This window comes from Sulfolobus sp. A20, from assembly GCF_001719125.1.
GTDB lineage: Archaea > Thermoproteota > Thermoprotei_A > Sulfolobales > Sulfolobaceae > Saccharolobus.
Genome location: NZ_CP017006.1, coordinates 2,270,405 through 2,282,570 on the forward strand (window position 1 = coordinate 2,270,405; position 12,166 = coordinate 2,282,570).

The 12,166-nt window shown below is 36.6% G+C and carries 11 protein-coding genes; 3 read left to right on the forward strand and 8 right to left on the reverse strand.

Going from position 1 to position 12,166, the window contains the following annotated elements; genetic code table 11:
* Positions 1-324 precede the first annotated feature (324 nt).
* From BFU36_RS11755 to BFU36_RS11765, 3 genes are read left to right on the forward strand one after another with little or no spacing between them, the layout of a single operon-like run.
* Positions 325-1,521 carry a YncE family protein gene (locus BFU36_RS11755; RefSeq protein WP_069284201.1) on the forward strand — a complete coding sequence of 399 codons (1,197 nt, stop codon included), beginning with the start codon at positions 325-327 and terminating at the stop codon, positions 1,519-1,521.
* 8 nt (positions 1,522-1,529) lie between these two features.
* Positions 1,530-2,447 (forward strand): hypothetical protein, encoded by a 918-nt coding sequence (locus BFU36_RS11760; protein ID WP_069284202.1) that lies wholly within the window; start codon positions 1,530-1,532, stop codon positions 2,445-2,447.
* On the forward strand, positions 2,440-2,979 hold the full coding sequence (locus BFU36_RS11765) for a TQO small subunit DoxD (protein WP_069284203.1): 540 nt from the start codon (positions 2,440-2,442) through the stop codon (positions 2,977-2,979). Before BFU36_RS11760 ends, BFU36_RS11765 begins: the two co-directional genes overlap by 8 nt.
* A gap of 86 nt (positions 2,980-3,065) precedes the next feature.
* On the opposite strand, the gene BFU36_RS11770 is transcribed toward BFU36_RS11765, so the two are convergent.
* The 8 genes from BFU36_RS11770 to BFU36_RS11805 all read right to left on the reverse strand — a co-directional run bounded on the left by BFU36_RS11770 (position 3,066) and on the right by BFU36_RS11805 (position 12,026).
* Positions 3,066-3,488, reverse strand: coding sequence for a hypothetical protein (locus tag BFU36_RS11770; RefSeq protein ID WP_069284204.1), 423 nt, complete (start codon positions 3,486-3,488; stop codon positions 3,066-3,068).
* Complete coding sequence (locus BFU36_RS11775) at positions 3,463-4,383, reverse strand: SPFH domain-containing protein (protein WP_069284771.1); 921 nt, start codon at positions 4,381-4,383, stop codon at positions 3,463-3,465. The genes BFU36_RS11770 and BFU36_RS11775 overlap by 26 nt, the downstream gene beginning before the upstream one ends.
* Before the next feature lie 41 nt (positions 4,384-4,424).
* The gene (locus tag BFU36_RS11780) at positions 4,425-4,901 is read right to left on the reverse strand and encodes a hypothetical protein (protein ID WP_069284205.1); all 477 of its coding nucleotides are present in this window, start codon (positions 4,899-4,901) and stop codon (positions 4,425-4,427) included.
* Positions 4,902-5,430: 529 nt separating this feature from the next.
* On the reverse strand, positions 5,431-5,706 hold the full coding sequence (locus BFU36_RS11785; protein WP_069284206.1) for a heavy metal-associated domain-containing protein: 276 nt from the start codon (positions 5,704-5,706) through the stop codon (positions 5,431-5,433).
* Between the two features lie 206 nt (positions 5,707-5,912).
* A complete protein-coding gene (locus BFU36_RS11790; protein ID WP_069284207.1) occupies positions 5,913-6,515 on the reverse strand; it encodes a trimeric intracellular cation channel family protein in 603 nt (200 codons plus the stop codon).
* 231 nt (positions 6,516-6,746) lie between these two features.
* Positions 6,747-8,381, reverse strand: coding sequence for a S9 family peptidase (locus tag BFU36_RS11795; RefSeq protein WP_069284772.1), 1,635 nt, complete (start codon positions 8,379-8,381; stop codon positions 6,747-6,749).
* A gap of 1,053 nt (positions 8,382-9,434) precedes the next feature.
* Entirely contained in the window at positions 9,435-10,442 is a 1,008-nt protein-coding gene (locus tag BFU36_RS11800) for a hypothetical protein (RefSeq protein ID WP_069284208.1), read from the reverse strand.
* A gap of 399 nt (positions 10,443-10,841) precedes the next feature.
* Positions 10,842-12,026: an ATP-binding protein gene (locus BFU36_RS11805; protein ID WP_231961148.1), complete on the reverse strand. Its 1,185-nt coding sequence runs from the start codon at positions 12,024-12,026 to the stop codon at positions 10,842-10,844.
* Positions 12,027-12,166 lie beyond the last annotated feature (140 nt).

Sequence of the window (12,166 nt, forward strand, 5' to 3'; positions counted from 1 at the left end):
ACCTTATGAAGTTCCTGCCTAGGCTCTTCTCTGACTTACAAAGGTGAGGAAAACCTTGCCCTTTAGGGCGGGGGAGAAGGCATATAATTTTTAAACCTATCTCATACCTTCCAAGAAGGTAGAGTGGGGAGGGATAAGGGAATCATAAGGCTAATTGTATCTCTTATTCGTAACCTTCTTATTATCTCCCCTACTCAGATACTCAAGAAGGAGGGTTCTATTAACTAAGGAATAAGATAACTTAATCTATAATTTTGCACAAAAATGAAAAAATGGGTTTATAAATAGGTTAGATTTTTATGCACTAATTATTTAACACAAGATATGAATTATAAACTACTCCTCTTGATAGGGTTCTTGGTTATAATAGCTATAGGTTTTGGAGCAGCTTATTTAATGTTAAAACCCTCAACCACTACAACAATTACACCTACTATTACTTCCTCTACATCAACGTCAACGCCAGTAAACAATAACTTCTATTTCCTCGTCTTGACACAAAAAGGTATCGGAATGATAGTGAATCCATTCTCTACATCGTCTTCATTTCTAGGCTTCCAACACGTTATTAACGTTTCAACTAATGTACCGACACAAGTCTATTACTGGGAGGAATTACCTTACAACTCCATGATAAACCTGAACCAAATAGTTTTAATGCCGTTAAATAATGGTACAGTGTATGCTTTCAATACTTCAAATATGAAGGTAATAAAAAGCTTCACAGTGGGCAACTCAATTGGGTTTATTGGAGTCGCTTATTCCCCAGATATGAGATATATCGCAATAGCTGATGGTCCGTCTGGAGTAGTAGAAGTTATCAACGCTAACACCTTACAAGTTATGTGGAGTCAAAAATTCGTTTCACCTACTGGAAGGACGTACTATCCGTGCGATATAAGATGGGATCCAGCCAATCCAGATATAATACTAGTCCCAATGAGGTTTAACAATAGTGTAGATGAAATAAATGCTACAAGTGGAGAAGTAATTAAAGTGTTATCAGCCTCACCAGGTTCCCAGCCTTACATGTTAAGCCCAAATACTCAAGGCAACATGTTAGCAGTTGAGTATGCTGGCAATAATTCTATAGGTTTCTATTCTCTTCCAAACTTAACTTTATTAGGGATTGTGAAGATGCCCGGAAGCTTAGTTCCCCAAAGAGGTGTGTTCACACCTAATGGTGAATATTATTTAGAAGCCCCATCAAATGCTAATCAAGTAGTAGTCATCTCCACTTCATCATTTAACGTAGTGAAGAACATAACTTTGCCTCAGACTTCTTCCCCAGGATTAGCTGAGATAGGTTTAACCCCTGGAGGAAGCTATGCGTTCGTGATAATCCACGGTAATGTTCAGACTGGGGGTATTATAGTCCTAATATCCCTATCCTCTTTAAGTGTAGCATATGAAGTTCCTTTAACCACTGCCCCAGCAATAGCATTGCCAGTTCAAGTTTCAACGGGTAACTATTTAGTAAATAACGTCCTGTTACCTCCAGTGACTGGATTACACTGTTAGGTGATAAGATGAGGAAGGCAATCAATCCTATTTTCTATTTTTTCATATTCTTTGATGCTACCGTAATTTTACCAATAATAGTTAATGGTATAAGAATTTTGGAATTGTGGTACTCTCCCTTATCAGATACTGGACAAGCTACATTTCTTTATCCCTTCCTTACATTCTCTATTGTCAGCCTAATTCTATCATTAATTATAGGGACAATCTTGTATAATAGGAAGGGGAATAGGTTTATCCTAATCAGAGGTCCAATGAGGGTTAGAAGCGTTATAAGGGCTATCCTCAAAGATAAGATAGGTAAGTTACTAGTATTAACCTATTTTATTTCATACTTAATCTCCTTTATGATAACCTCTGGGATTTTAATTATACCCGGGATAAACGTAGATTCCTATTTCACTTCTCTTACAGTTACGAGTTACGAAGGTTATGGTATTAACGTGATAAATTTAATAGGCAATACTTACCTCGTCTTAAATCCACTACTCCTAGTTTTTGGAACTCTTGTAGACATATTCCTAACCCTTTCCCTCATACTCTCATACTACATTATATCGCTAATATACGTTTCATTAAATCTTTATAATTTCCCCATCCCTAAAACTCTTAGAATCTATGGCTTAAACGTTACGGGTGGTTTCCTAACTGCCTCCGTACCTTCTATAGGCACTATAGCTGGAATATGTTGTTTAACGCCAACAGCAATAAATTCCCTACTTTATCTATCGTCAGCCACGTTACCAATTACCAAGGGATTAGCGTGGAAATACGGAACTTTCTTATTTGGAGCCTGGACTGGGGGGATATTGCAAGCCTTCATGTTAGCGTCTCCAGTTTTAATAGGAGTAATTATATCATCTATATCATTATATTACATTTACGTAATATCTAAACGTATAAATGAAGTGATGATAGGTGAGTAGGGTTTTCACTTCTGACGAAATTTGGAACACTATTGTGAGGATATCCTTAGCTTCAATATGGCTTTATGCAGGAGTTATAGGTAAGCTACTTAACCCTGGATTCCTAAACCCTAACTCTAATCAATACGTCGGATTGACCATACAATACTTTTCACAAGGCTCAATAATTAGGGGATTCTTATACGCTGTAGCTTTTCCCCATCCTATACTCACTGGTATTCTAGTCATGATAGGAGAAATAAGCTTTGGTATAAGTCTTCTGTTAGGCTTAGGTGTAAAGCTGAGTTCTACAACTGCCTTTTATACTAACCTAATTTACTTCTTATCGGCTTCTTGGACAGGGGCAGAAGAATACGGATTGAATTTATTAATGATGATCTTAGACGTATACTTTATAATTTATGGGGGGAGTAAGTACTGTTTGGACAATTTTTTACCCAAGAGTATAGTAAATAACACGAAAATTTGCCTAATAACAGGTTCAGTTATTTATTTAGGAGTCGTCATCTTCCTCTTCTTATACGGATTATGATCTTTTTAATTAAATAAAATCCTTATAGAAAAGCTTAAACACAATAAATCTCGCCAACTCAATTCAAAAATGGAAAAAATTAGTTTTTAAAAGAAAGTTGCAAGGGCTCCACCGAAACTGCCATTGAGAACGTTAAACGCTATAATTAATCCTATATACGTTTGAATATAAGGTACGACAAATGCAAATGGCAATAAGGAAAATGCTAAATATCCTAGAGAAGTGTAAATTCCTATTTTTCTTACTTGTCTTAAGTTTGATTCAGCTACCTTACTCCTTAATGGACTAACGAAGGCTATGAAGAGGGCTAAGACTATTAATTGTATGATACCTAATGCGGGGGAAATTATTAGCGAAGCTATTGGAGATATTTGTATAACGGTTGGGGGATAAAAGGCTTTAACTATTAGTGCCAATACTCCCATGATAATAGTTAAAATAAAACTATATCCAATACCCGTTAACACGTTCCAGCCTAAAATCCTACTTGTTGCCTTCTCCTCCACCACTGCTAGTCTGCCCTCCTCCTAACACTTGCCTCAATAACGTCTGCAGTTGAGGTAATTGTTGCTGACCAGCTCCGGGATAAGTGAATGGCAAATATCCTCCTATTACTATGCTAGATAATTGTGGGAAGTAAGGAACTCCTAATGCCATATTTACACTTGAAGGATCTCTACTCTCTGCTAATATCCTAGCCAACCCCATTCTTACAGCATCATAAATTTCTATCCCTAAATCCCTTAACTGTAGAATTCTCCTTAACTCTGGATCTTGTGGAATCAGCTTAGTTATCCTCACTGATATTAACTCTATTCCAATCTCTGCTAAGAACGTCTTTAATCCCGCTGTAACAGCCGTTGATATGTCAGCGAACTTCTTGAACACTTCGACCAATTTAACATGGTTTAATACTTGGCTAACCTCTTGATCTATTATAGGAGATATATACATAGCTAAATCAGCATCCTTAAAGTACTGAGCTCCAAACTGAATGTTGGTAACTAACAAAGAGGGATTAGATACTTTATAATACACAGCTACCTCATACTCTAGGGGAACTAAATCGTCAGTCTGACTCACTCCGGAAACTCTAACCTCATGTCTAGTTAAAGAGACGAAATAGACAATACTATCGTATGGAAGTGCGTTATACCTAAATTTTGATAATATGGAAGAAAGAGGATTTTGAGGAGACTGAACGTTATGTGTACCAGGCTGTAAAACAGCTTGAACTTGACCTTGAATTATTACTACAGCGTTTTCAGTGGGCTGTACGATTATTATCGACTTAGAGGTTATATTTTCTTTAGGATATCTGAAGACTATTACATCCGGAGCCATGTAAGATGCTCCATTTTCTAACTCAGTACTTATTACTTGTCCTCTGATTGAAATCGACATATTTATCACTTCCATTTTTGAGTTCAAATTAAAAAATTTTTCTATCTATATTCTTGTGGGAAAAATAGCTTATCTCTAGAAATTAATACTTGTCTTATCTGATTTAATAGCAGGGGAATTTGCTCTAAGTTATCAAGAGATGAAGACAAGTTATAAACTTGATTTGCTAAGGAAATCATTTCCAAATCATTTTTAACTATCTCATCTAATTGCTCAGTCTGAATCTTATACCTAGCATAAACATCAGCTCCTCCACCTTGAGAAGATAAGATGATTCCAATCAAAGTTCTAATCTCAGAAATTATGAACTCTATACGCTTAAGTATAGGAGAAAACGGATTTGATGAAACTATTTGCGATTCGATCATTGACAAGTTATTAATCGCATTTTGTAACTTAGAAATAGTAGATTGTCTAATTAGAAAATCGTCTTGTCTAATTAAGTCCTTTACCTTATATCCCCTATAGCCTGGCACAAGGAGTTGTAATTGTTCCAAAGGTGTTAGTTCTTTAGGCATACATATGAATTCCAGTTGTAATTTTAAAAGTTTATGGTCATTCAAATACAACTATATTGTAACAGCTTAATATAGCCATAAACTTACAAAGTAGGGAAAGCCTCGCCTTGGGAAAAGCTTTTAGTGAAGGAAAATCATTGAGGGAAGTCAAAAAGAGGTAATGAGAATGTCTTCCTCCTCAATAATAGCCTTAAGGAGAGTGGGGAAAAGGGATAGGGTAATATGGCTGAAGACCAAGCTTTCGCTGAACGAATGGGCGTAAAAGCCCAGTAGCTATGAAGGTGGTAAACCAGTTAACCACACTAAGGGAACTCTCTAAGGGGAAGAGGTCAGACATCCTTTCCACACTTCATAAAATTACGTTTAATCTTTCTCTCACGAGTGTAGAGAAAATTTTAGTGGAAAATGCTCGTTATACTTTTCACTTATTCCAGTGTTTAGATCTCAGCAGCTTTTTATTTTAGAGGCTTTTTAATCTTTATACATGAATTATATCTCAAAAAATTTTGATAAAAAATTTTAGATCAATTCATTCCCACTTAACCTTATATTCATGATAAGGAGTCTCATCTGATGCCTCTTGTATAGCCTCTTCAATCTCCTTTTTATCCACTTCTCCTTTGTACCTTATAGTTACGTGAGCGATGAAGTGACTATAATCTGGCTTGATTGATATCTCCTCTATCCCTTTAACAGTTTTTAACGCTCTCCTAACCTTATTAACACAGTTATCACACGTCACACCTAACACTTGAAAGCTCATTTCTTTTCCTAGATTAGCTAATATCTTATCTATTCCACTCATATGTTTATATTGTTTAATTTGGTTAATAAACTTTAAATTCCTCTACTTTAACTCATTTAGGATAATTCTATAATTTGAGAAATTACGTTTAATTATCAGTCCACTCTTTTAAACATAATACTATCTATCATTGAAGATTTTATGGCTTATTAAACGTTAAAAATGATCGTGAAAACGTGTTTTAGCATTAAACATTTGAGAAAAATTCATGAAGAATTAATTTCTCTCCTAGGTAACTCCCAGTTAAACCTTATGGCTAATATTCTTAACGTTAGTGTTATTAAGAAGGAAAACTCCAATGCGCTAGCTTCATTAAAAACACTTCTTACAGCGAAGTAGATTAATGAACCTATTATGGCTGCAGTAGCGTAAAATTCCCTTCTTAATACCAGAGGAGTCTCATTTGATAAAATGTCCCTTATAACTCCTCCTCCTACAGCTGTAATTGTACCTATGAACATTACTAATAAAGGATTTGGAGAGATCGAGTAAGCTAACGACGCTCCAGCTGAAGCAAATGCAGCTAATCCTATAGCGTCAGCGTAAATTAGTGGTTTTTTAACATTAGTAAAAATCTTATAGAAAATGAAAGTGGCGAGACTTGATAAAAAGGCGGTTAGAGGATAGGGATAGTAAACTAAGTTAATAGGGGGAGTCTTCCCTAATAATAAATCAGCAATTATCCCTCCTCCCAAAGCCGTGGAAAAGCCTAAGACCAATACCCCCAAAATATCCATGTCTTTCTTAATTCCTTTTAAAGCTCCAGAAATCGCGAAAGCAACTATTCCTAACGTAATTAAATACTTCAAATATCACGAGATGATAAGAATTTTGAAAAATTAAAAAGTTTGCTCTTAAACTCTTTTGAAACTAACAATAAAGCTCTTCAACAAACATGAAGCCCTTTCTACTGTACTTTTGATCCCCTCCCGCATTACCTTCTTTTTATCAATACTTCTTATCAGTAATTGTAGCCCTTTTAAGAGTGATTGCGAAGAGTCTTTTGGAAAATTATCACTTAAAAAAGTTCCTAAATAACTTTAATCCATACGCTTACAGTGGGAGGAGACGAACTCTACAATTCTTTTAACGGCATCAACTTCATTCTCCTTCTTAGCAAATCCGTGCCCCTCATCCTTATATATCTTATATTCAACATCCCTTCCCAATTCCTTTAACTTATTTACAACCTGCATTGTTTCCTCAGCAGGACATCTAGGATCGTTTTCCCCCGCTAATAACAATAGGGGTGACCTTATCTTGTCCACAAAGAATATAGGAGATCTATCCCTTAATAAAGCCTCATCATTACCTATTTTTATCTCATCGTATTGTTTTAAATACTCCCTTTCAAACTGCTTTTCAGTAAACCAATTAACGAAAGGCACAATTGCAACAGCCGAACACCAAATCTCTGGATACTTAGTTATAGCCATCATGGTTAGATAACCACCATAACTCCCTCCAACTACTGCTACCTTGTTCACTCCTAACACTTTAACAGCCTCAACTACATCTCTTAAATCTCCTCCACCTAAGTCCTTATCATTAAGGTGATTAAATCTCCTTCCATAACCAGTGGAACCCCTATAATTTGGGCATACTACTTTAAAACCGGCTTTAACTAGAAACTGTATGTCCGTATTAAATGACTCAGTGCACTCCCAATCCGGTCCACCGTGAATATAAACTACTCCCTTATCTTCGTTTCCCTTTGAGTAAAGTAATGCGGTTATTTCTAAACCGTCAAATGACTTATACTTAACCTTATTCGGCTTTACGAATTCGCTTGTCTTAATACCATTCATCGAATCAGTTATTCTCATAACTTTAACTCCATCATAACGATATAAGTCATAGCTCCTATTATAAGTAGATGCTAAGAAGTATAAGCTTTCATCAACATTCAGAGAGCCTATCAAACCACCTTCGAAAATAACTTTATCATCACTCTTAAGCATAAATGTTCCTTCAATGTCCTCTACATAAAATAACTTACCCTTAAAGAACGTAGCTTCGAGCTTATCATGATTGGATTTAATCAGCCATTTCTCTCCTTCCTTCCACATACCTACGTTAAAGAAGTCATCCTTGTTAGAAATGAAGATAATACTCCCATCATCTCCAACACAATTATTACTTGCAGGGTACTCCTCAGAGTTGGGAAATGAAATTATATTCTCTCTAACGTTTCTCTTCAAGTCGAATATGATTAAGTCATTATCATATATCCCTTGAGAATAAACTACTTTGTTTTTGTCAGAACAGTAATCCGTTACGGGAAGTTCTCCTTCACTAATTTTCATAATTTCTCCATTATCATACAAATATAAGTGTAGGGTTTTCCCATCCCTATTTGATATAAAGAGGAACTTATATTCATCTATAAAGTAAGGTGATGAATTATCATATTTATCAGTCAATATTTTCTCTAACTTTCCGTCCTTCTCTCTTAACCATATTTGCCTAACCTCTCCTCCATTAGGGTCTATAACTAAAGCTAACTTCTTATCATTAACCCACTTAACTTCATCAACATATCCATCAACACTGATCTCTCCCTCATTATGTATATATGCTATAGGTTTATCTTTCCAAATTACGTAAGCTAACTTTCCCTTAATGACATCAAAGTCATATACGGGCTTTAACTTGAAGAGGTCATCAAACTCCATGTTAATGTATATAGTAAAAAGAAGTATTAAAAATAGCCCTTTCCTCAACTTTAAGCGTTATGCCAATAATATGTACTTGGTTAACATCAAACTAGACAAGGATCCGTGTTGAGGTTAACAATGCCTTATTTTCCCCTTCCTAAAAAACTTCCTCTCTTTAGAGCTAATCACTAGCCTAATTATTCCTAACTCAACATTACTAATAGCTCTACTACTCACAAAGAAGAGAGAAAAGGGAGTTTAAATACTTTTAATTCCTGCGTTAAGGGCGAACCTCATCTTATACCTGCGAGTTTTAAATAAGACCTTTTAATTCCTTAAAGGGTTAATGTATTACGATATGACAATAAAATGTAAATGATACATTATACTTTGCCTCTGCATAAAACATAAGCGAGATCATTGGGGATGTGATCTTGTAGTACCACCTAGCCCTCCTCTTCTCCCCATATATTGAAAGCTTCTCCATGTTTACTAGCGTTTTTAAATAACAGCTAATAGTTGAGGAGGTAACGTTAGATCCTGTTGAATGAAGGGTGGTAAGCCTTTCTTCTTCAGTAATGAAAAGAATAAAACTTCATTGTTTTTCTGCAATACTGCTTGAGCGTCAACGCCTAATTCACCTTTATACTTCTCATAATACTTGTCCCAAGTACCCTTGAAGTCCTACTCTTTTTCTGTTGGAAGAACTGTTGTCTTCTCTCGTAGTTTACCTCGTTCCACATCTTAGCAAATACGTCAGCTAACTTAATTAGTTTCCTTTACTGAAAACTGTTAGGGAATAGTCTAACTACGATTGTGCGGAAGCTCTGATATTGCAGGAGTAATGATCGGCTCCTCATCTTCTTGAAGTTGACCAGAAGGGAGTGTCATAGGAAAAGGTGGGAAAAAGAGTTTAAAGACATTTACCCCGCCTTAAAAGGCGAGGTTTGCCGTTCTTTTATCACGTTCATCGTAATTATACCAAATAGTAATTATGGGAAAAAGTTTAAATCTGGCCTTTAAAACGATCTAAGCTAATAATAAGTCTTTGTCGTCCTTATTTTTCCTTTCTTATGTTGTTTGTCCTTCTCTTCCTTGTTCTCCTAAAATCTTCTGAATTATCTTAATTATTTCATCTATGTAGTTTACCGTAGCGATTATTCCATCTCCTGCTTGCGATAAAAACTCTGCTAGCTCTTTCTGCCTAGATGGATTGTCTTTAATGAAGTCTGCCAACGACTCTTCCGCTAACTCCTTAAGCTGCTCACTATTAACCAGGTCGCTCAGAAGTATGAAGAATGGGGATGTCACGCCTTTAGTCACGTATGAGCCCAGGAAGGATTTAAGTCTATCTAGATAGAGCTCGCGCGCCGACATCGTGGTGTCGATCAGCCGGATCACGTATTTTATGCTTAATTCCCTATCTGCGACCCTTGGCAGTTCATTCAACGCAAGTTTGTACGTCTCTTCATCTATCGTCTTCTCCTTCAACAACTTCTCAAGGACTTTTGCATTTACTGCGATATACTGTTCTTTCACTATTTTATACATCTCTTGGAGTATCGAGTTGAGCTCGTCTTGTGTATCACGCAATACCTTTTTATCTATACCTTGCTTTAGGATCCAGATGCCCTTTGAACCTCTTGTAGAATTGTAGTTATCCGCGATCTTCTTCAACGTGTCAAAGAACCTTTTCCTTAGTCTGGTTATCTGTCTCGAGTACTCAGCATTTCTCACTTTCGTAATTTTCTCGGTATCTTCGTCCTCTTTTGTCTCAACCTCCGCAGCAAGGTCTTGCGAGGGAAGAACGAAGTCAACGAGAGTGACAGGGACTTTTTCAATCCTTTCAAGCAACGACGAAAGCTCCTCATATTTCTTCAACACTTCAAGAGGTAACTTATTTAAAAGCTCGTACAAAACATCAAATTTCCGGTTGAGATAACTATATAGTTGTATTAATCCATCAGCAACGCCGTCGAAGTTCTTCCTGGCGAGGTTCGCTCTTATATCATTTATTATATTGAGTATTTTTTGTGATTCCGGAAGCATAGTTTCCGGTCGTCTATTCTCTTTATCCATACTACTTACATCCGAATGAACGTTTTTAAATTTTAAAAATACAGATTTGGTATTATCTCCCTCCTGCTATAAAGGGCTAGGGGTTCTGCAGAGGTCTGAAGCTCTATTCCCCTTTGTCACTTCGTCTGACGTTACGAGGAAGGAAAGAGGTTTTCAGTACGTTAACGGTTTTCTTTAATTTTCTTTTTCCCAATTTTATAACATGTTCCCCTCTCCTTGCTAATTCCAGAGGAAAGTGGAGAGATTATCCCAGCTGTTGGTCTATCGCTGAACTAATAGAGTAAGGTGGACGTTAAAGCCCCAAATGAACAAATCAATGTGAACCGCCCTAAGGGGATCTTTAGGGCGTTGAGGAAGTTAGGATAAGTTCATTAGGAGCGTTTCCTTAGCCTTTAATCCTTAATAAATAAGCTCTGAAACATTTCGCTTAAATACTTCTTCAGCGTAATTAATCAACTCCTCAGGTCCTAATTCTTCATCAGCATTAAAGTTCGGCCTCTCCTTTAAACTTATTAAACCAGCTTTAGGAATTCCAGCACTTCTTATCCTCTCTATAGCCCTCTCCGCATCAGCCCTGCTGAACTCACCGATCTTTACCTCATACCCTATAATTGGTCTATTTTTCTTCAACAACACTACGTCTATATCCTCATAAGGAGAATACGCAAAGGTCGCATTGTATTTTTCAGCCAAAAGTTCACCAATGGAGAACTGGATTTCTCTGCCCAGAGGTAGTTCTCCAACATCTTGAGTAAAGGATACATTATACTTTGCCTCAGCGTAAAACATAAGTGAGATGATTGGGGATGTGATCTTATAGTACCACCTAGCCCTCCTCTTCTCCCCATATATTGGAAGCTTCTCCACTAAACCCATATTTACTAGCGTTTCTAAATAACTACTAATAGTTGAAGGAGTAACGTTAAACCCTCTACTCGTTAGGACCCCCGAAATCGTCGAGGTATTCCACTCCCCCTCTGCTAAAGATAACAGTACTGCCTCGTATAAATTTGTCAACTGCCTCTCCTCTTCCTCAAATATCTCCCCAATTAACGCTTTTGTGACCGTGAAGAGTTGGTAAGCCTTATCCCTTAAATCATCGATCCCCCTTACGAAGTTTATAGTCCAAGGATCTCTATAGATCATTGAGAGAAGAGGGTCTTTAACTTGGCTTAGAGTATCGGAATATTTTATGATATCAATCTTGAAAGGTAAAACGAGACCTAATAGAGGACTCTTCTTATCGAGAACTTGCCTAGAAATCCTAAAACTTGAACCAACTAATATTAACCTACCTTTAGGGTGAGCCCCAGCTAACCCATCCCAATACTTCTCCGGCATCCTCTGAAACTCATCAATTACTACTACCTTATCATTATTTAGGTATTTTATCGCATGGGAGAAAGCTTCGTCAAGTCTCTTGAAGCTTCCATCTAAGTAGTATGCTTGAAGGTCTCTGGTTATTATAAAGTAGATGTCGCTCTTAACGTACTTTCTTACAAGGAAGGATTTTCCCACCTTCCTCCTCCCATATATCAAAGTCCACGAGTCAATCTTCTCAAGCTCTTTATATTCTCTTCGCAATATTTCCGTGGTAATATTTTCACCAAAATATTTTTATGAAAATATAATATTTAAATCTTTTTATAGGTAACGTAATCCTATCTTACGCATTTTTACACACGAAAAAACCTTTAAGGCGGGGAAGAGGACAGATCCATAAG

Coding starts and splice junctions, on each gene's coding strand:
- BFU36_RS11755 (WP_069284201.1), top strand. CDS start 325: ATGAATTATAAACTACTCCTCTTGATAGGGTTCTTGGTTATAATAGCT.
- BFU36_RS11760 (WP_069284202.1), top strand. CDS start 1,530: ATGAGGAAGGCAATCAATCCTATTTTCTATTTTTTCATATTCTTTGAT.
- BFU36_RS11775 (WP_069284771.1), bottom strand. CDS start 4,383: ATGTCGATTTCAATCAGAGGACAAGTAATAAGTACTGAGTTAGAAAAT.
- BFU36_RS11780 (WP_069284205.1), bottom strand. CDS start 4,901: ATGCCTAAAGAACTAACACCTTTGGAACAATTACAACTCCTTGTGCCA.
- BFU36_RS11785 (WP_069284206.1), bottom strand. CDS start 5,706: ATGAGTGGAATAGATAAGATATTAGCTAATCTAGGAAAAGAAATGAGC.
- BFU36_RS11795 (WP_069284772.1), bottom strand. CDS start 8,381: ATGGAGTTTGATGACCTCTTCAAGTTAAAGCCCGTATATGACTTTGAT.
- BFU36_RS11800 (WP_069284208.1), bottom strand. CDS start 10,442: ATGGATAAAGAGAATAGACGACCGGAAACTATGCTTCCGGAATCACAA.